Annotated in this window: 18 protein-coding genes; 4 read left to right on the top strand and 14 right to left on the bottom strand. The window is 48.8% G+C overall.

All coding sequences use genetic code 11. The features are described from left to right. Positions 1 to 8: 8 nt before the first annotated feature. The 5 genes from ACXAH1_RS15750 to ACXAH1_RS15770 are packed head-to-tail and all read right to left on the bottom strand — an operon-like array spanning position 9 to position 5,220. Positions 9 to 1,631 carry an ATP-binding cassette domain-containing protein gene (locus tag ACXAH1_RS15750; RefSeq protein ID WP_475197930.1) on the bottom strand — a complete coding sequence of 541 codons (1,623 nt, stop codon included), beginning with the start codon at positions 1,629 to 1,631 and terminating at the stop codon, positions 9 to 11. Beyond that, on the bottom strand, positions 1,628 to 2,311 hold the full coding sequence (locus tag ACXAH1_RS15755; RefSeq protein WP_475197932.1) for a glycosyltransferase: 684 nt from the start codon (positions 2,309 to 2,311) through the stop codon (positions 1,628 to 1,630). The genes ACXAH1_RS15750 and ACXAH1_RS15755 overlap by 4 nt, the downstream gene beginning before the upstream one ends. Positions 2,312 to 2,319: 8 nt before the next feature. Then, positions 2,320 to 3,492, bottom strand: coding sequence for a radical SAM protein (locus ACXAH1_RS15760; protein WP_475197934.1), 1,173 nt, complete (start codon positions 3,490 to 3,492; stop codon positions 2,320 to 2,322). 17 nt (positions 3,493 to 3,509) lie between these two features. After that, the gene (locus ACXAH1_RS15765; RefSeq protein WP_475197935.1) at positions 3,510 to 4,610 is read right to left on the bottom strand and encodes a glycosyltransferase; all 1,101 of its coding nucleotides are present in this window, start codon (positions 4,608 to 4,610) and stop codon (positions 3,510 to 3,512) included. A gap of 1 nt (position 4,611) precedes the next feature. After that, positions 4,612 to 5,220, bottom strand: a complete 609-nt coding sequence (locus ACXAH1_RS15770; RefSeq protein WP_253044593.1) for a hypothetical protein — start codon at positions 5,218 to 5,220, stop codon at positions 4,612 to 4,614. An 867-nt stretch (positions 5,221 to 6,087) separates the two neighbouring features. Here ACXAH1_RS15770 and ACXAH1_RS15775 point away from each other — a divergent pair. Further along, positions 6,088 to 6,294, top strand: a complete 207-nt coding sequence (locus tag ACXAH1_RS15775) for a hypothetical protein (RefSeq protein ID WP_475197938.1) — start codon at positions 6,088 to 6,090, stop codon at positions 6,292 to 6,294. A 146-nt stretch (positions 6,295 to 6,440) separates the two neighbouring features. Here the strand turns inward: ACXAH1_RS15775 and ACXAH1_RS15780 are convergent, their stop codons facing one another. Beyond that, a complete protein-coding gene (locus ACXAH1_RS15780) occupies positions 6,441 to 7,253 on the bottom strand; it encodes a pyridoxamine 5'-phosphate oxidase family protein (protein WP_475197941.1) in 813 nt (270 codons plus the stop codon). Between the two features lie 191 nt (positions 7,254 to 7,444). Here ACXAH1_RS15780 and ACXAH1_RS15785 point away from each other — a divergent pair, with 191 nt between their 5' ends. After that, entirely contained in the window at positions 7,445 to 8,137 is a 693-nt protein-coding gene (locus ACXAH1_RS15785) for a pirin family protein (protein ID WP_475197942.1), read from the top strand. A 151-nt stretch (positions 8,138 to 8,288) separates the two neighbouring features. Here ACXAH1_RS15785 and ACXAH1_RS15790 read toward each other — a convergent pair whose 3' ends face one another. The 6 genes from ACXAH1_RS15790 to ACXAH1_RS15815 are packed head-to-tail and all read right to left on the bottom strand — an operon-like array spanning position 8,289 to position 15,146. After that, positions 8,289 to 10,178, bottom strand: coding sequence for an NAD(P)-binding domain-containing protein (locus ACXAH1_RS15790; RefSeq protein WP_475198111.1), 1,890 nt, complete (start codon positions 10,176 to 10,178; stop codon positions 8,289 to 8,291). A gap of 19 nt (positions 10,179 to 10,197) precedes the next feature. Beyond that, positions 10,198 to 10,686 carry an aromatic-ring-hydroxylating dioxygenase subunit beta gene (locus tag ACXAH1_RS15795; RefSeq protein ID WP_475197943.1) on the bottom strand — a complete coding sequence of 163 codons (489 nt, stop codon included), beginning with the start codon at positions 10,684 to 10,686 and terminating at the stop codon, positions 10,198 to 10,200. A 2-nt stretch (positions 10,687 to 10,688) separates the two neighbouring features. Further along, positions 10,689 to 11,897, bottom strand: a complete 1,209-nt coding sequence (locus ACXAH1_RS15800; protein WP_475197945.1) for an aromatic ring-hydroxylating oxygenase subunit alpha — start codon at positions 11,895 to 11,897, stop codon at positions 10,689 to 10,691. Beyond that, on the bottom strand, positions 11,894 to 13,039 hold the full coding sequence (locus tag ACXAH1_RS15805; protein ID WP_475197946.1) for a cupin domain-containing protein: 1,146 nt from the start codon (positions 13,037 to 13,039) through the stop codon (positions 11,894 to 11,896). The genes ACXAH1_RS15800 and ACXAH1_RS15805 overlap by 4 nt, the downstream gene beginning before the upstream one ends. Before the next feature lie 18 nt (positions 13,040 to 13,057). Continuing rightward, positions 13,058 to 14,512: a di-heme oxidoredictase family protein gene (locus ACXAH1_RS15810; RefSeq protein WP_475197947.1), complete on the bottom strand. Its 1,455-nt coding sequence runs from the start codon at positions 14,510 to 14,512 to the stop codon at positions 13,058 to 13,060. 28 nt (positions 14,513 to 14,540) lie between these two features. Further along, positions 14,541 to 15,146, bottom strand: a complete 606-nt coding sequence (locus ACXAH1_RS15815) for a glutathione S-transferase family protein (protein ID WP_475197949.1) — start codon at positions 15,144 to 15,146, stop codon at positions 14,541 to 14,543. Positions 15,147 to 15,269: 123 nt separating this feature from the next. Here ACXAH1_RS15815 and ACXAH1_RS15820 point away from each other — a divergent pair, with 123 nt between their 5' ends. After that, positions 15,270 to 16,205, top strand: a complete 936-nt coding sequence (locus tag ACXAH1_RS15820) for a LysR family transcriptional regulator (protein ID WP_475197950.1) — start codon at positions 15,270 to 15,272, stop codon at positions 16,203 to 16,205. Between the two features lie 71 nt (positions 16,206 to 16,276). On the opposite strand, the gene ACXAH1_RS15825 is transcribed toward ACXAH1_RS15820, so the two are convergent. Next, the gene (locus tag ACXAH1_RS15825; RefSeq protein WP_475197952.1) at positions 16,277 to 17,182 is read right to left on the bottom strand and encodes a LysR family transcriptional regulator; all 906 of its coding nucleotides are present in this window, start codon (positions 17,180 to 17,182) and stop codon (positions 16,277 to 16,279) included. Positions 17,183 to 17,291: 109 nt separating this feature from the next. Between ACXAH1_RS15825 and ACXAH1_RS15830 the strand changes: the two genes are divergently transcribed. Then, on the top strand, positions 17,292 to 18,062 hold the full coding sequence (locus tag ACXAH1_RS15830) for an SDR family oxidoreductase (protein ID WP_475197954.1): 771 nt from the start codon (positions 17,292 to 17,294) through the stop codon (positions 18,060 to 18,062). Here the strand turns inward: ACXAH1_RS15830 and ACXAH1_RS15835 are convergent. Then, the gene (locus tag ACXAH1_RS15835) at positions 18,059 to 20,122 is read right to left on the bottom strand and encodes a TonB-dependent receptor plug domain-containing protein (RefSeq protein WP_475197956.1); all 2,064 of its coding nucleotides are present in this window, start codon (positions 20,120 to 20,122) and stop codon (positions 18,059 to 18,061) included. The genes ACXAH1_RS15830 and ACXAH1_RS15835 overlap by 4 nt on opposite strands. Between the last annotated feature and the right edge of the window lie 162 nt (positions 20,123 to 20,284).

Consider the following 20,284-nt stretch of genomic DNA (forward strand, 5'->3'; position numbering starts at 1 on the left):
AACACTCCTTAGTGCGATTTAACCAATGACAGTGTCTGTGCCGGATAGGGATGAAGCTGACCGTCCCGCATCAAATAATGACAGTCGCAACAATCAAAGTAAGCCTCATCATGCGTGATCACAAACAGTGTTTTACCCATGGCTTTGAGCGTCGGTAGCCATTGCCGGTAAAACACCTGCCTGCTTTGCGGGTCTATGTTGGCAGCAAACTCATCCAGCACCAGAATCGGCCGCTCTTCCATTAAAGCCTGCACCATGGCCAGGCGCTTCAACTGACCCGTAGACAAACGAGTATTAGTGAATTGCCCCTCACGAAACTGGACTTTGTCACTCAGTTCGAGCCTTTCCAGCCACTGATTAATCGTTTCTTCGGCCATAGGCTGACCATAGCGATTTGCAAATACCACGCTGTCGGCCGAAATACCCGCAAAGAGCTGTCGATAAGTGAGTAACTGCCCCTTGTCCAGCGCAGCGTTGTCGAGCCAGACTTGTCCGCTCTTTGACGTATACAAGCCACTCAGCAGACGCATAAAAGTGGTTTTTCCCGAGCCATTTCCGCCGGAAATAAACACAATGTCACCTCGATTCACCGTCAGATTGATCGGCCCCACAGCGAACCCTTGCTGATACTCAAAGGTCAGCTTTTGCAGTGTCAGCTGATGTGAAAACGAAGCCTGACTAAACGCTGCGTCGTCTTCGCTCGCGTCACTGGCCAGTTGTTTAATTTCGGCCAGCTTGTCTTGCGAGACCTGAAGCTGGCTAAGCACCCTAAACAGCTCCATGCTGCTATGAAATGGGCTCACGATAAACAAGGTAATGATGACAAAACTGATACTTTGCTGCGGTGATAAAGCAAACCATAACGGTGCAACAAATACCGCCACGGCAGCGAGCAGGTATAACGCAGCCATCAGCATCAGTTGATTGTGCGCAAAACGGCATTCGGCCAAGATTTTGTTATGCTGAACCTCGGTCGCATCACGACTCAGATATTCTCGGTAAAGGCTGTCATTGCGTGTGGCATTTTGTTTGACCTCCCGTATCCCCATCAGCAAATCGTGCAGATGTGTGAAAAAACTATCTTCGGCTTCGCGAGCGCGTTCATACCCCTGATGGATACCAGCAAAGCGCAAACAATAAACAATGACCGCCACGGCCATCAACCCCAGCGCCAGAAGTGCTCCCACTGGCGCAATGACAAACATATAAACCAGTGCTGCTACCACAGTAAACAAGTGACCCACACTCAGTGCAACAAACTGATTCAGCTGGCTGAGCGTATTGGCATCGTAAGCAATCGCCGACAAAATCCGCTCCTGGCCAAATTGTTCAACCATTTGCAGCCGGGCACGACGTACTGCATCCAGAATATCCAGCCGGACCTCTTTGATGGTGGTTTCGGTTAGCCGGATGACACTGCGCTGAAAAGTGAGCTGAACAACAACAAAAGCGCAAAAAGCCACAGCAAACCACAGCGCACCTTGCATCAGGTTGGCTGAATTCGTGCTATCCAGTTGCAGTGCCATGGTAAATGTATGCAGTATAAAAATGGTGGTACAGGCACTCAGGCTGCTTAACAGCACCAGTTTGAGTGACAGTACCTGCCATAAGGCTTTGCACTTGTCTATCATGCCTGGCCTCCCAGACTGCGGGCATAAAGCCGCTCAGAAAGTTGCCAAAGCAAACCACCGAGCACCAAAGAGCAGTAATATCTGACGTAGCCGTGGGTACGAAACTTGCGCTCGTTATGGACAAAATGGCCGCCTTTTAGCCACACATACCGTCCCCCCTGACGCTGGCAGCGCACACCCAGATCGGTGTCCTCACCACGTAATAATTGCGTATTAAAGCCATCCACAGCCCTGAATAAGCCTGCTGCGACAAAACAATTACCACCCATGCTTTGATGTCGACGATTGAAACGGTTAATGTCGGCCGCAATAAAACGACCTAACCAGTGACCGCTGTCACTTTGTAGCGGCGCGGTTCCGTACACTGAATTGCCAGTGCCCAGGGTGAGCTGCCCCACCAGTTCAGGCACGTTTTCACTGCATACCGTATCGGCATCAAGAAATAAAAACATCTCGCCTTTTGCCTGCTCTGCTCCGTAATTACGGGCCGCCGCAGCACTGCCCGCGGTAATGGAAAAAACCTGCTCCGTATATCTGCGAGCGATCTCTGCTGTTGCGTCAGAGCAACGATCACAAACCACGATCAGTTCTGCGTTTTCGGGCAATTGAGCGACCAGTGCAGGTAAACTGATTGCGAGCGCCTCTGCTTCATTGTGGGCCGGCAAGATCACTGACAACATAGGCACCTCTAGAGCAAAAAGTTATGCGCATCGGGGCAGGCATTAAGCACTTTAAGGCTCTGCTGACGCATTGTTTTAGCTGCTCGTTGATAAGGCTCGGAAGCAATTAACTCCTCAATGGGCGTGTCGAGCACATTGCCAAAGATCAAATCCGGGAACTGCTTGGTCATCACCAGCTTGCCGCCAATGTCGACGTCCAGCTTAACGCCCATTTTGAGGTAGTGAGGTCGTGCTGGCATCTTGCCGCGATAGTACTGGCGAATTTCGTCAGCATCGTAGTCTGGTCCGAATAACACCGGGATCTGTGCAGGATAAGCACGTAATGTGTCAATGGTCTCGATTACCTTCTCAATATAATCCGTCCGAAAATCCCCCATATCGAACCCAGTATAGGAATTTGGCACTGTGTCGTAGTCCTCACAAAAACGGTGATATTCACTGCGTGCCATCATGTCCACCACCCATAGGTGGTTGTAGATCATCCAGTCAACACCCGCCTGCTCGCATTCATTCAGTAACTCAGTCGCCCTGTCCAGGTTCTTGGCCATCATGGTGTTTTCCACCCCAATCAGCCATTGCTTGCCTTCTTTTTTGCCTTCTGCCAACAGCTTAATGCCCGCCATTGTTTTGTTATAAGTGCCTTTTCCCCGGATCGAGTCATGAATATCCTTTGGACCGTCGATAGAGATCAAAAAAGCCAGCTGGTCGTGATACTTACTGAGTACCTCAAAGTGGCGTTTAATCATCAGACCGTTGGTGCAGATGTAGATAAAACACCCGGCTTCGGCCAGACGGCTGAGAAACTTTGGAAAGTCGGGGTGTAAGGTAGGCTCACCCCCGGTTAATATAATGTCGCAGCGTTGACGCTCAACAAAATCAAACAGATGCCCACTCTGATCATAGGGAATAGCGGTGGGATCCAGGCCATGGTGAAAACCGGTTTCACGCCATTGAAAACATTGTTCACAACGCAGGTTGCAGCTACTGGTCATTTTAATTACCAGCTTACAGATATTATCTGCTTCAATTTTTCCGCTCGCGGCATAGCGTCTCAGGGCATTAGCCACGCGTTCGGTACTGGCTTGATGATGAGCGGTAAAGCCCGGGTTTCTGGCCATAAAGTTCTGATGTGCTTGCGGTAATTCGCTGACCGCTAGTTGCGTGGCTTTTTTAGTCCACATAATCGACTCCTACAATCTTATCTGCTACTTGCGAGTAAATGATGACAAATCTGTTGTGATGCATTGGCATTAACCAAAGCGGCTGCTCGCATAGCCGTCTGCCTGCGCAGCTCGGCAGATGCCTGTAAGCGGCTGAGCAATTCACTCAGCTCCTGCTCGCACTGAGCATTCAACGCAGCGCCCTGTGCGACAAACACCGCGCGGTTGTGTTGTTCCTGCCCGGGTAAAGCGCCGTGAATGATCAAACAGGTATTAGCCAGCGCCGCCTCTGTCAGCGTCAGACCACCTGCTTTTGTGATAATGATGTCGGCTTGCGCATAAAACAGTTGCATGTCAGGCACAAATCCAGTCAGCTCTAATCGCTGCTGTGTAATGTCATTGCCAAAACGTGTTTCCAGCTGCTCATACAGCGCCACATTCTGACCACAAATAACGGTCACTTTTCCAAACTGCGCTTGTGCCAGTAGCAGCGCAACGGTAGAGGCAGAAATACCCAACCCCCAGCCGCCGCCACACAGCAAAACACTGAGTCGCGCGCCACATGTCTGGACTGCGGTTTTAGGTAAAGTAGTTACATCCTGCGTGCCCTCGGTGGGGATACCCAGGGGTAAAATGCGGGTCCCTCTGGCGCGATGCCAGTCCAGTACCGGATGATCATACTGATGAGAAATAAACAGGCGTGTTAAAGGGGTACGCCAGCCATTAGAAATCTGATAGTCGCCCAGCACGCCACTGATCTCAACCTCGTGTCCTGCCAGTCTGGCAAAGTAGCGGGCAAAAAAAGCACCGTAATAACTGCATGCCACCACTTTATTGTGACGACGAAGCACCGCTTTGGCTTCGCTCAACTTATTATTGCCCTTGAACGCCAGCCATATAGGTAACAACTGATAGAGAAATGGGTAAAACCAGCGACTGGCATACAACTTACTGTGATGTTGCTTGCCCGACATACACCACTCATAGTATTGGCCAAAGAGTATGTCGGATAACCACTGTGGTAACAGCTCAGAAACTGACATCAGCTCGACCAGTTCACCTTGCTGACGAAAGCTGTTCGCCAGCGCCAGTGCCAGTGCTCGCGAACCGGCTCCAGATTCAACATACAGCAGCAGCATGCTACTGCACTCGCTCAAGTGGACGAGTGGTGTTTAACCACAGTGCCCTGACCTCAGCCAGCTCCAGTTTCATCACCACCATATCCTGCTTCGGCCCGTAGAAACTCTCAAAACGCCCGAGCGACGTGAACTGTAAAGAATGATAGATATTGAGAATATTTGACTGCTCAGTGTCGGCGAAGACCTCGATGTACAACTCTTCGTAGTTGGTCTCTTCCAGTAGTACCTTAAGCGTATCAAGCAGCATCGCCATTTTTACCAAAGGTGACACATTCTGGTCGGCAACAAACCAGCCACCCCAGACAATACTTTTTGGGTCCCATAACCGATAGTGATAGCCGGACATACCGACCAATTGCTCGCCCTGTTTAAAGCACCAGTAATGGCGACCATTGTCTATACCCGCAGCCAGACAGCGGCGGTGGAAGTCAATGGTACGTATGGTGTCTTCATTGAGCCCGTCGACCATAGCGTGCTCAATGAACTCTAGTTGTTCATCACCAAATGACACCGCTGTCTTTTCGAGCCCTTGATGATTCATAAAGCGCTCGGTACGGCGCATTTTTTGTACTAAAAGTTCTGCTCTGCGATCTTTAAATTGCTGTTCCATATCCGGCCACCCATTGTATTGCTCTGCGTTGGTGGCCTGCAAGTTATTATAATTATTGGATAAAATCGCTTATGAAAAAGTGATGAATGGTTACGAGAGCACAATGAACACTAAGCAATGGTTATTCTAACTGATGATAAAACAGCCCATTTTAATACTATTAACATGGACTTTTTTGCTTAACATTGAGCGGTAAATCCCTTCTTGTGGCTGAGCAGGAAAAGCGTGTTGTTCTGTATGACATGATCCGGCATTTACGCTAAAAAATGACCTGTTAAGCTGACTGCGCGACACAACCAAATACCTTCTTGTGGCTCAGAAAAACATCCAGTCACTGTAATTCCGTCATGCCGGCCTTGAGCCGGTATCTATTAGCAGACGACTACTATGCCAGACAATACACCCGCTCCCCAGCGCCATGCCGACCTTGCGCCGGTATCTACTTGCAGACGACTACTTTGCCAGACAATACACCCGCGTCATGCCGGCCTTGCGCCGGTATCTATTTACAGACGACTACTTTGCCAGACAATACACCCACTCCCCAGCGTCATGCCGGCCTTGCGCCGGTATCTACTTGCAGACGACTATTTTGCCAGACAATACACCCACTCCCCGGCACCATGCCGGCCTTGCGCCGGTATCTATTTACACACGACTACTTTGCCAGACAATACACCCGCGTCATGCCGACCTTGCGCCGATATCTATTTAAAGGCGACAGCTATGCCAGACAATGTACCAAACACCATTCAAAGCAAGAACGTCCCTAAAACTATCCCAAAAAGTCTTGCACTCATTAAGTAGCTGAGTTAGGTTACGGCTGTACACGGCGTACATATAATTTTAATAAACAAGGAAATGACGATGAAATTAAAATTAAATAAAAAGAAAATGAAGGCTTTATCAGCAGATAACACTAATCTACCTGCCAACATGACACCTAACGTAGCGGGTGCCGGTGCTATAACTCCAGCATGTGAAACTACAAACCCGAGTGGATTCGGACGTACTCACTGCATTGAGTTCTCTTGCCACCAGGGTAAAGAGTTTACATGTGGCCCAACACTGTAGTGACTGTTTTCAATTCTGATAGTTGAAAATACATAGAGCACCTCAACGAGGTGCTTTTTGATCTAGTCTCAGTTCAATTCCGACTTGCTATTAACAAACTTCGCAGCGCAATATCATTGGCCGTCTTCTTTAACCAACAGGCTGACTCACCGCTTAGGACATACTACTTTCTCGGCCTTCAGGTGATACATCTCAATGTCAGGATGACTGAAAAAGCCCACTTCCCAGGGATTTTTAGAGATAAACAACTCTCTCACTTCATTAAACAAAGTACTGTTGGTGGCTATTTGATGCACCCGCCCGGTAATAATGGAATAGTTCCACTCGACATAGTTTTCAAAGGTAAAGCTGGCACGATTGTCGATCGCAAAATAACACTGGTTATCCCGCTTCATCAGGCTGGATTTAAAGGTTTGTGGCAAAGTGATAAAAAAGATATCGTCATCGGTGCTGGATAAAAACGCCATAACTGTAGTGTGTGGTTGCGACTGTGCTTTGGTGATCAGCACGCCAACTTTGTTGTCATGCTCTTCTTCGTCCATCACAGGCGTTGCGGTTAAAGGTGTGCAGGGCAAGGGATTTTGCACACGCGGATCTTCCGGGAATTCATAACCCGGCGCCCGATATTCCAGCTCTACCGAAATCCCGTAATAAACCTGGTACTCAAGCGGCGCTATGGTGACCTCAGTATTATTCAATGCTGTTACTCGCCCCTTGTAAGACAAACGATAGACACTCAGCTCAGCATCATATTCACTCACGCCGGTGCGGTTATCCAAATGCACAGTGACCAAATCCCCCACACTCAACTGATGGCTTTCTCGCAGCTCGAGCAGCAGCTGGTTATCTTCATCTATCTGAGCAAAACAGATAAAGACATCAATACCGCCAAGGTGCGTCTGGTAAGCCGCAGCAACGGCAATTACGGGTGATGGAATAAACTGCTTTAAAGACGACATAACACTCCCTGAAACTGAGTTCACAGGCTTATTTCGAACTCTATAACTCTAGCATATACATCCACTAAGGCACGTAATGAGTTGCAACATATTCATTCTTTAAAACAGAATAAAAGTGCCGATAATGACGCATTTTATTCTACTTAACTAAGCGTTACAGTCATGGTATTCCACTTTCAGAGATAAAACTTATGCCATCAATACGACGCGCCTCAGAACGGGGCCAGGTTAATATGGGTTGGTTGCATAGCCAACATACATTTTCTTTTGGCCATTATTACGATCCCAAGCATATGGGGTTTTCCATGTTACGCGTTATCAATGACGACACGGTCGCACCAGGTATGGGGTTTGATACGCATGCCCACCGTGACATGGAAATTATCTCTTATGTAATAAAAGGTGCACTGGAGCACAAAGACAGTCGGGGGAACCACCATATCATTCCGGCAGGAGACGTCCAGCTGATGAGCGCAGGCACAGGGATCACGCACTCTGAATACAATTATTCTGCCACGGAACAGACCCGTTTCTTACAGATCTGGATCCGCCCTGATGTAAAAGGGCTCAGTCCCAGTTATGCGCAGGCCAATATAGAACAAGACGGGCCACTTACCCCGCTTGTAACCCCTAATGGCCAGCACGGTTCACTGGTCATTCATCAGGATGCCAGCCTGCATCGTCTCATGCTGCCACAAGGCGATACCTACACACTGAACACGCATAATCGCTGGGGTTATCTGCATATAGTCGAGGGTACCGCCCACTCAGGTGAAATACGCCTGGAACCGGGCGATGCCATTGGTCTGACAGCGCAGGAATCTGTCACGGTGGAGGCAACAGCACCACTTGAGGCACTGTGGTTTGAGCTACCACCAGGCTGAATGTCAATACAATAGAATACGTGTCCGCGGCTCAACAGTCTCAACAATCAATACTGGTACCCAAACGAAAAAAGCCATGCGCTGTTAAACAGGCATGGCTTTGCTACGGGCAGTAGTGTCACAGCTACGTCCAGCATTCTAAAAGGGAGTATTAAGTCTTTTCCTCCAGCGGCGCTGCGCCTTCCTGAAAGCGCAAAAAATCATCAATGTCTTTAATGGACGCAGAGGGCGAAAGCAACCGCAAAGGCACCTCATATTCAGAATGTAAGAAGAACTTAAATCCTTCATATTCGTAGGTCTGGGTAAACAGCTCTGCCAAAGTGTCAGTCTTATTCAACGGGAAAGCCTGCCCCGATGGCCATTGATGCGCAAGGATATCAGCCACACAACGAAACTGTTTGTAGTCATTCCAGTTGTGATCTTGCATTTTCAACATCTTTACGACCTTACGTACCACAGGTGCTATCAAACTCAAAGCACTGGTAAGGCCAAAGAAAAAGAACTTATGCCAGGTTGGTACCTGCATCAAACCGACCCGGCGGATCATCGCCCTGGCCGCCTCAGGATCTTTCCCTGGTCCGCTTAATCTAAATTGCGCGGCGACTAAGCTGCCATGATAAAAGTTGAAGATCAGCCTGGGATCTGGCAGCAAGTGATACCATTTGGGCTCTACGCCCAGCGTCCGGGCCAGTTCACCGGTAAATCGGTAGTAACGCACATTTTCTGAACGGTCTGGTTCCAGACAGAACTGCTCCCGACATTCCTGCTGATATTCCTCAATGCGTCGTTGCAGAGTGTGCGAATCAGCCAGCTCTGTTTTACCCGCTAAAACACGGGCATATAAACGTGCCTGTAACTCGGCAATGGTCGGAACGCCCCCGACATCCGGACGGGCAAATCCAATCCAGACCAGGCTGTCTCTTAATGTCGGGTGGATCATGTGCAAAAAGTTAGAGCGGATATTCTTCGCCGCATCTTGTGCTGCGCTGTGGTGGATCATGTCAAACTGCGTCTCATAGCCGGTCGACATCATCACATCGGTACATTCAATAAATTGGCCATCGTGAAGATAAACACCATTCTCAGCAAAACGCTTTACAGAGAACAAATGCAGCTGGGTTTGCCCGGTTTCCAGATCTTGCAACCAGATATCATTCTTGTTACTGAATTCGCCGTGCAGGCCGTATTTAACCAGAAACTTCCACATCCAAAATGCGCTTAAAGGTCGCTGACGCTTCTGCTCATTTACCTTCAAGCCTTTATTCATAATACGTTTCTTCAGCGTGGCCTCAAAAAGCGAATGGTTGACCAAAAACGAGTAATGCGCAGCTCGTGTGGTTCTGGAGTCTCCGGTATCACCCAGAATAACCCGGGCAATAATGCTCTTGGGGCGCTTAACCACCAGATGGGTTTCTTGCGCAACTTGCGCAATTTGGTGCACTACATCAGAGCCAGACTCTCCAAGTCCCAGGCAGACCACCTTTTTGCCCTTAAATTTTGACGCTTCTTTGAAATCAAAACTATGGTGAATGGTCCCCTTGAACTGCTCCATGTTGGGAACAGAGGGCAATAACGGGTTGCGAAACTTGCCACTACACACCGCAACAGAATCAAATAGCTCCTCTTTGCGTTCACCGTTTTTAAGATAAGTCACCCGCCATTTTTGTGTGCCAACTGGCTCAACAGACTCAATGACAGTGTTAAAACGGATGAACTTTCTCAGTCTGAAATGCTCGGTAAAATCTTGCAGATACTCGATATATTCACTGGCAGTCCAGTACTTACGATTCTTCTCTCTTGGCGGAAATGAGGAAAACGCCATAAAAAAGTTAGAAACCGTCAGGTGGATGTCGTTGTAGATCCCGCCTTCGTTTTCTTTGTTATAAAAGGCGCCACCAATGTCGTCGCTGCGCTCAAAACACACCACTGTGTGACTTTGATCTATCAGCTCTTTGGTGGTTACCAGGCCAGATAAGCCCGCACCAATGACCGCAACGCGCTTCATCGGGTGGCTTGGTGCCTGCATAGCTTGTGAATTCATCACATCGTCTCCCACTCGGTTAGATTGGGTAAATTATCGAATCAGGTAACACTTCTGCGTCTATGATGCAAAGCCGCTTTGAAAATTGCAGCGTACCGTCTGGTGCGATACTCAGGCTGTCCTGACTTTCGCTGGTAAGCAACAAAGTAGAAGGCTCTCCCTGTCGGGATTCAGTGACCATAAAGCTGCTCACTACGTCTAGTGCATGTTCACTTTGGTGCGTGATCTCTATGCTGCCCGCAAACCGGCGTTGCAATCGGTCACGAAACCAGACCGCTTTTTGCAGGCCCAGCGCTCTGTCTATCAACATTTTTTTGCCTTCACAAAACACGTTGTAAACCAGCATATCCTCTTCAAAGTTGGCCCGATTGGTCACTAAGTAACTGGCATCTTCAGTAAAGAAATCTGGCCACTGGGTCAGCATTTGCTGGTCGAGTTGGGCGTGATAGCGCCGGTAAAATTCGCGAACAGAGCGCTCCAGCAACAGGGTTTTCAACATTTCTTCCATGCTCACAGCTCCATTACCTGACGATAGTAGTTATAGAACCCACGGATCGCTGATTCCGACACCATATGATCGCAATCTGACGAGCCTTCACCATATTCAATGGCGCATTCAAACTCTGATTGCTGCTGTAAACCCACTTGACAGGAAGCCAGGATCTCATTGTCATCTATGGTGACCAGACCCGACGCTCCCAGTAAATTGGCCTGTTTAACCCGCCGTGCCGTCAGCGCAGGGTCTTCGTCTTCATACGCAAAGAAAGTCCAGGTTTTTACACATTTATCCTGACTAACCGGTTCCACATGACGCATGACCAAACAATTTAGCTGCTGCAGAAAAATCAGGTTTGGCCAGATAGTCATAACAGCGCCAGTCGCATGAGAAAACTCGGCCTCATGGGCTATCAAACTCGGATCAAGTAATGAAAACTCTGAGTCAACTTCTTCAGAGTGAGTCTGCTGCTTGCTAAATGTGGCCGTAGAAGCCAGCACACTGTGCATGCCTTTGTCCTCAACCACGATCTCCGTTTCCTGATCTGACCGCCAGATCCCAAACAAGGTGAAAAATGAGTGCAAAATAGCCGCATGCACGGTGTCTTTCACATTCTCAATTTGCAGCTTCCAGTTCCCGGCAACAACGTGCTTGTGCTTACCAATCACCTTTAAGGGACGGCCATCACAGACACGGTCAAAGTAACGCAGGATCTTAGGACCCAGATAGGTCTCAAGCGGCACCATGTCGTTACTAAAGCTGGCAAACACCACACCGTGGCGCTCACATACATTTAGCTGTTTCAAACCATGATTTTGCGGATCAAACTGCGCCGGCATCCCCCCTTTTCCCTTCACCCCCTGACTCAAAGGCACGCCCACCAGGCGGCCCTCCAGATTAAAACGCCATTCGTGATACGGACAGGTAAACAGCTTGTTGTTGCCTTTTCGCTTCTCACATAAACGCGCGCCTCGATGAGTACAGCGATTCACAAAAACGCGAATAGCCCCTTTGCGGTCTCTCGACACAATCACACCGACATTGCCTACCGAGCTCAGAATATAATCGCCCGGCTCTGGCACCTCACAGCTTAATGCCACATAGTTCCAGGAATTGGCGAAGAATATGGCGTCCAGCTCACGCTGAAAGTTATCCTTGTCGGCATAAATGTGCTGGGGAAGCCTGCGCACACCTGCATCAGGCCATCCTTGGAACTCACTCATGATTCAAGCTCAGCTGCCGGTTGCTTAGTTGCTTGCTCTGCGTTGCTGTTTGATTGTCGCTCTGAGCCATACACCACTAAGTCAGCGATCCGGCTCATCACCGACATCAGCATGGACCAACCCTGCTCCTGAATTTCAAGCAGACCTTCTGCCTCACTCAGGCTGGGTGTCTGACGACGCACAAAGTCATAGCCCATTTTGACATGTTCGTGGTCACCATCGTCATGCTCATGGAAATGGCGAGAATGCTGTGTCTCTGACATCACAGGCGCTACATGCTTGTAGAATACAGTGGCTGAGGCTTCAACCACCAGGTGGATCAGAACCAACTTTTGCATGTCAGACAAGCGATTTAAAATACTGCAGAACCAGCTACTGGTCGCTTCAAGGACCGGATCAAAAATACGCGTGCTCGAATCCCGGCTGGAAGCTAAGTCCATATTGTGACCAAACTCTTCAATTAAATGATCCCAGGCCAGATCTAAATGTGCGCCCTCAGCACTGGTCAGATATCGGTTAAACACCATTTTCTGGAAGTGATTTGACCACACCTGAAAACAATCCAGGAAACGATTTCTTGTCTCACTGTCGTTTAAAAGCCCTTTATTAACCAGCGCAAACAAGCGATGTTTATCGAAGCGATCTTTGAAAATTTCGTTCTTCTGGAACAGCTTGTCGACTATGGTATCGGCGTGTTTCAATTCATAGTTTTCGTCTTCGTGGAACGTCGCCCAAGGGTCGGCGATATCTTCATATAATCCACGGGAATCGAATTGTAATGACAGGCCCCAGAAACCCGCGGGCTCTGCGCCGATAAAACCATGGGGGCGGCCAGGTGGAACCAGCAGTGCATCCCCCGCGCCCATATCAGTTTCTACATCGCCAAGCGTAGACGCGCCGCCTTCACAAATTAAGATCATCGATTCCACAGGATGGATATGCTCATCCAGCTGCTCACCAGCTTCCAGTCTGACCCAGGCCATCGAAATACGGTTATCCTTTGGCAAAAACTCGGTCAGCCCTTCATGTTTGGTGAAGTCTTTAACGTGACCTAACCAGTGCTCAACACCGTTAACCTCGATAGTGCGAATAGACGGAATATCATCGCGCTTTACCAGTGACACTAATTTACTTTCAGACATGCTCATTCCTTAGGTATCTTATTTTTCTACAACTTGTAGCGATTTCAAAAATTTAATAATGCTCTTCTGCTCAGAAAGCGGTAACAGCGAGAAGTGGTCACGACTTTGACGTGCTTCCCCACCGTGGTACAGGATGGCCTCGGTAATGGTCGTAATATCCCCCCGGTGACCATAAGGCGCTGAACTGCCTACATCCCACAGCTTTCTGGTAATAAAGAACTCACTCCCCGGGCGGCCATCTTGTGACGGGCGAGCCTGATCGAGTGTTTCGTTACAGAAGAAGCGAATGGCATCTTCACGCTCCACCGGATCACACAAATTGTGGCGTTTCAGGTCGGTATAGGCCCATACTGTGGCACTGCCATCTGGGTTTTTCTTCAACCGAGGCTTAGGACCTTGCTTGGTCATATCCCAGCGCACCGAACGACTGGTATCACGGAAAGTATGAGACGCATTAAGCGGGCTGGGTTCAGAGAATACCGGCGTATCCAGCTTAAGTGCGGGTACATGGCAGCTGTTACAGCCAATCTCGTTGAACTTACGCTTGCCAAGGCGCACGGCTTTACGCTCAGCACGGGCTCGCGGCATCACCTGAACCGGCACGGGTAAGCTGGCCTGATACACCGATAGTGCCGTGATGTCACCGACCGATAACTCTCTTTCCACACCATCTTCATCGTGATCTTTATCGAATCCTTTGCCCGGGTTTAAATCAAAACGCTCTTCTGCCTGCATGCCGTGGTGATGGTTCATTGCATCAACGGTAAAGTGACGCAAAGTGGCAATGTTGCCCGACTGGTTAAATGGCCGGACCATCAGATCGGTGTTAATGCCTTCACTTTCCACCACCAATCCGCCTTCCTTGCGGATATCAAAGGACACTCCTTTTGAGATTAATGTGTGTTCCCCGTCAGGCAGGGCTTCGGCCTGGGCACGCAGATCGTAGGTCATTTCACGGGCTACCATTTCAATGGCACCCGCACCGTGCATGCCCGGTGTGTTCCTTTCGTTACTAAACTGATTAGACACGGACTCTGTAACCGGGTCTAAACGCTGTGCCAGAATAAAAGCGTTGACCACAAACTCGCCTGATCCACCTATGGCTGGCTGAGAGTGACACCCGGCACAGGAATTCGTTTCAGGTGATGAGGTACGAATAAAAGCGGGCTGATCCGGAGCACGTTTCACGCCACCGCCGGTCGTTGCCGGACGACCCTGACCATCACATTTATTAAACTTGGCAATGAAAAGATCTCGCCCCATTTTATGGATCTGCTTTAATGTCGCCTTTCCATTTGCAATATCATCATGTTCAATATGCTTTTTAATCGCCCCTTCCTCTGGATAATCAGCCGGACAAGCGGCCTGCACTGATGCACTTACTACACCAGACAAAACCAATGGAACGGCCATCAACAGGCGATGGTCAATTAGTGTATTTACTCTATTTTTTATGCGTATGTAGCTGTTCATGGCCCCTCCAATTACATACAATGCGGGTTTATTTTTCTGGTAATGTGCGATAGCCGGGTAGCTGCTCGAAACGTGCAGCCCAGTCAAGTACGCGTGGGAAGTCGCTCAGACTTGGCTCGAGTTTGATAACCAAAGCGGTGTAGCTGTAAAGCGCAATATCCGCAAGGGTGGCGTGTGACCCTGCCAGCCATGGCTGCTGTTCCAGTTGTTTGCTCATAAGAGAAAACAGCTTGATAGTCAGCTGCATAGCTTGTTCTTCATTGCCTGGTTTACCCAGTACCCGGATCCCTCTTAGTGCGACGGGACCTGTGCACAACTCGCCCGCAGAGAGCGCAAACCAGCGCTGGATCTCTACCTGAGTTAGCAGGTCATCTGGGTACCAGATTCGCTGTTGGTCGTATTGTTGAGCGAGGTAAAACAAGATAGCGTGGGAGTCGGTGATCGTTTTGTCTCCATCGACCAGTACAGGTACCTTGCCGGCCGGGTTAAGACGTAAAAATGATTCAGACAAATGCGCTTTAGATTTTAAGTCAATGGTTACAGTCTCTATGCTTAACCCTAACATTGATGCAAGAGTGAGAACCTTGTGACTGTGCCCTGACATCGGGTGATAGTACAGCTGAATATTACTCATGATAGCAACCTAATGCTCCCTATATTGGTGACATGCGGAGCATTAGACATTAAAATTTTCATAGAATAAACATACAAAACGAAAACACTGATCACACAAAACGAAAACAAAAGGACCTAGCTTGTGGACACTATAGAAGGCTTTAGAGCAGTTATCGCGGTGGCTGAAACCGGCTCATTTACGGCAGCAGCCCTGCGACTGGGTATTTCGAAGTCTGTTGTCAGTAAATACGTCAATGCGGTTGAAAATCAACATGCAACCAAGATATTTAACCGCTCAACCAGAAAAGTGTCTATGACCCGGGCAGGGCGACACTTCTATCATGGTATCGTCCACGTATTGAACGAATATACCTCACTGGTGGATCAGGTCAGTGAAGAAAGCACTAAATGCTCCGGCCTGCTCAGGATCACCACCTCAGTGACATTCGGAGAGCAAGTACTGGCACCCAAACTACCTCAGTTTATGTCTTTATATCCTGATATCCAGCTGGATTTAGAACTGAATAATCGCAAAGTCGATTTGGTCGAAGAAAGTTTCGATTTGGCAATCCGCGTAGGATCCACCGAAGTTCAGGACTTTGTAGCAACACAAATATGTCAGTTTCCGATGGTGTTATGCGCGACACCTGAGTATATAAAACAACACGGTCAACCTGAGTGCGTCAAAGATCTCAATGCGCATGTCTGGCTCATCGACAAGAAAATGCCAATTAACGACTGGGTAGATGACAAAGATATCGATCAGTGGGATGCATTGTTTACGTCCGCACCAATTTCAGTCAACAGCCCGAATATTCTTAAAACCCTGGTCAAGTCTGGCGCCGGAGTCGCATTGATCCCTAAATTTCTGGTCGAGCAGGAGTTGGCGGAGGGGGTACTTATCCAGCTGATGAAAGATGCGATTAAACAACCATTAAGTGTCCATGTCATATACCCAGAGAATAAGTACATTCCGGAAAAATCGCGCGTTTTTATCAATTTTTTGAAACAACAATATGGCGATAATCCCGTCGAGCCTCAAACGCAAGGGAACAGCTTGCTCAACGCCTTGATATAATCAACCAAAATATATTTTTAAGCCATAGCGGTCAAAACACTTGAAGACTGAAAACAGCTCAGGTGAACATATCATCGCGCACCTGTCCTGGTATTAAAGCTGTGCCCGCAATGTTGGCTTATCATATCAATGAAACATCGGGTCTTGGCAGGAACATATCCTCCGGGCCGATACAAAGCATGGATTGGAAACCCTTCCAACTGATAGTCAGGGAGCAGTGCCACCAGCTCACCTGTATTCAGCGCTTCTTCAAAGGCCCAACGCGGTCCAAGGTGTACCCCTTTACCAGCCAAAACCAGCTGTCGAACTGCAGACACGCTGTTAACTGTAAAGCCCCCTGACACTTTGACTCGTGATGTTGTTTCACCTTTTTTTATACTTACCTGACTGTTTGCCTGAGCGCGCGAATAGAATATAAACTGGCACCGACTCAGCCCGGATGGATCCGTTACCCCATCAATCTGCTCCAGATAACCCGGGCTGGCAACCAGTACACGCTCAGCAGTGCCCAGCCCTCTGCAGATCAACCCTGAGTCCGGCAGCATACCAACACGTACTGCCACATCAATGCCATTGGCTGTCAGATCTTCAAAATGACTTCCCAGTAACAACTCGACTTTAAGGTCAGCATAAGCGGCCCGCATCTTGTTCAGTACAGGTACAACAAACTGATTACCAAAATCAACTGGTGCAGCGACCGTCAGGGTTCCACTGGGTTGATCCTGCAGACCTCGCAGTCGACTTTCCAACACGGCCTGTTGCTCAGCAATGTGTTTTAGCCCTTGAAAATATACGAGCCCCGCCTCGGTTGCCTGAGATCGCACCGTAGAACGATTGATCAGTTTAACACCCAGATGGCGCTCCAGCGCAGCCACTTTACGGCTCACTGATGAAGGGTCCGTATTCAATTGCTCAGCTGCGCCTTTGAGGCTGCCCGCCTCAATCACTTTCAAAAACGTGAGTTCATTTGTGTTCATTGTTTTTTGCGATATATGCAATTAATAAATGAAAATTTATGGCATACCTGAAATAAACGCAAGCGGCTAAGCTTACTTTCGTCAATTAACCCACACAGGAGAGCGTATTATGTCTACTTCAAACACCCTTCTTGATTTGACCGGTAAGGTCGCCATTGTTACTGGTTCTGCCCGCAACATGGGACGTGCTTTTGCTATTTCAATGGCGGAGCGTGGCGCCAATGTTGTCGTACACTATCACAGTGATTCGTCACTTAACGATGCAGAGCAAACCGCCGCCGAGATTGCTCAGATTGGCAGACGGGTACTATTAGTTCAGGGCGATCTGAGTCAGGAAAATCAGGTTCAGGCCCTGTACCGACAGACTCTGGAAGCCTTTGGCCGCGTTGATATTGTCATAAACAACGCCGGAAAAGTCCTGAAAAAAGCCATTGCAGATATTTCTGAACAAGAGTACGACCAACTCTTCGCGATTAATACCAAGGCACCATTTTTAATGATGAAGCATGCTGCTACGCATATTCAGGAGCAGGGTCGAATCATTAATATGGGCACTTCATTACTGGGCGCATTTACTGGCCTTTACGGCGCCTATGCCGGTGCCAAAGCCCCACTGGAAGACTTTACCCGTGCACTTGCTAAGGAAATTGGCGGTCGGGGGATCACTGTCAATGTGGTAGCACCAGGCCCGATAGATACCGCATTTTTCCACGGCGAAGAAAACGCTCAGTCCGTTGCCTATCTCAGTGCAGCAAGCGTGCTTAATCGTCTTGGTAACATAGATGACGTCGTACCTATGATTGACTTTCTGGTCAGTGAGGAGGCACGCTGGATCACGGGTCAGACTTTGTTCGTCAATGGCGGCTTTGTTACCCGTTAAAAACGATATGACCAACTCAGGCGCAAGTTTCGTGGCGCCTGAATATACTTAACGGGAGACACGCCCCGGGCATTGCCATGGTAGTAAGTCTTATCGAATAGGTTTTCGATATACACCCCCAGGGTGCTGTTACCTTGCGTGTAAGTCAGATTGGTATTGAACGTCGTCCAGGCGGGTATGGTGACGACCTCAGTGCCGCTTTGTTGAAAGCGATTGGCTTCGGTCAGTACTTTATCCCAATGATCGATAAAAACAGAGATCTGCCAGTGTTGATCCCAGGTATAACCTAGTCCCAATTTAACCTTATAACGTGGCACATTCAAAACCACAGAGTGCGCTGCAACCCGGGTTTTATCCGGTGAGACATAGCGCATAGCCAGTTGCCCGTGCCAGCGCTGGGCCTGCCATCGCAGCTGATTTTCCCATCCAGATACTCTGTGCTCTCCGGCCACTATGGTGCGCCAAATCTGGGTATTCGGGTCCTGCACTTTCTGATAAAAGTTCTTTGCCTGCATGCTGTACAAGGCTGAGATATTGGCAAACTCAACCCCTTGCCAACGGAATTTGCTGCTCCAGTTAAGCTCATACATCTGCATGCTTTGTGATTCGATCTCGTCATCAACCACCAGATCGAACTCAAAAATGGTTGGCGGACGAAACGCCTTGCCATAGGTCAGTTTGAGTGCCTGATCAGGGTTTGGTTGATAGACCATGTTGACGCGGGGCAGCCAGCTGGCATTAGTATAATCCTGACGGTGATACCTGAGCCCGGTATTGACCTTGAGCGTTCGTTCACCAAAGCGCCACAGCTTTGAATACTGACCAAACACGGCATGTTTATCTGAGCGCTCTTTATCTGTCGGCCAGGAATCAGGCGTGACCAATCTAATCCCCTGTGCGGTTTGTCTGTATTTGACTTTGCGGCCGATTTCGGTGCGCCAGCCATCGTACCCCAAGATCCAATCCTGATTAGAATCGACCTGATAGTGCCACTGCGTATTGAGCCGTATTCTATCCGAAGGCCCGATATCTTCCCGCTCGGTATATAAAGCCAGATCTTCATAGCGGGTAGCCTGCTCAGGATTATCCACGCTGAGACGGTATTTTTCTTTATATTCTCTGAAATAACTCAGCTCAATATTGCCCGACCAATTTGCTGACGGTTGCACATCTTTGCCGAGATAATAGCTACTGTAGCCACGATATGCGTCGTCCCCGGTAATGTAGTCAAATGCCACGGCCTCGATGCCACTGACGTTTGTGGTGCGGGTAAGATTATTGCCAAAGTAAAACCAGGGGGTGCTCAGGCGACTGTCCAGGGTAACGTTTTTCTCGCGGTTGCGAAAATCTTTGGGGTTGTGGTTTCTTAGTGCATCTTTGCTGTTGCGACTGAATGCTTGATCATCAACCAGAAATTCACGTATTTCACGATAATCCTGATCGCTTTCAAAGTAACTGGCCGACACAGCTAGCTCCACTTCCCCCTGTTGATAGTGGAACAGGCCATGGCCGTGGCGCGTTTCCACCTCACCGGCCAATACCGTTATTTCGTTCACCCCCGTATCCAGGCGGGTGATCACATTGATCACCCCTTGGGTTGCATTACCGCCATAAAGGGTGGAATTTGGGCCTTGTAATATCTCCACCCGCTCAATTCTGGCGCTTGGAAAGTTATTCATAATAAAAGCTTCATTGGCCAGCAAGTTTTGCACTTCACGGCCATCTATCAGCATCAGAGTACCCGACATGTTCCCGGTAAAGCCTCTCTGACCACCCGGCAGCCAGGCCCACTGATAGAAATAGTCCATGTTGGGAACAGAGGCGAGGATCTCTTTTAAATCGCGCCAACCATAACGCTCAATATCCGAGCGATTAACCACGTAAACCGTGCCGGATGAGGCCAGCCAGGATTCGCTCTTACGTGCTGCGACGGTCACATCCTGATCGAGTAGCTCCTCAAATGACATTGCAAAAAGCGCATCTCCCTCTTCTGCCTGTGCCAACGTCATTGAAGTATGCGATATCACGCAGATAAATAAAGAGGTTACCAATCGGGCCATATACTGCTTACTTAACAAGAAATCTTTGGCAAGTATAGCTAAGCATTTTTACTTTTGAGTGAATTATGACAAGCGCAGCCAGTTTCAGTCATCGAGGCGCTAAATCAAACATCGACGATTGAGCTGAGATTTTAACTTATAAACCTATGGGCAGGACGAGTA

The organism is Pseudoalteromonas sp. AWH4_217, from assembly GCF_056161105.1.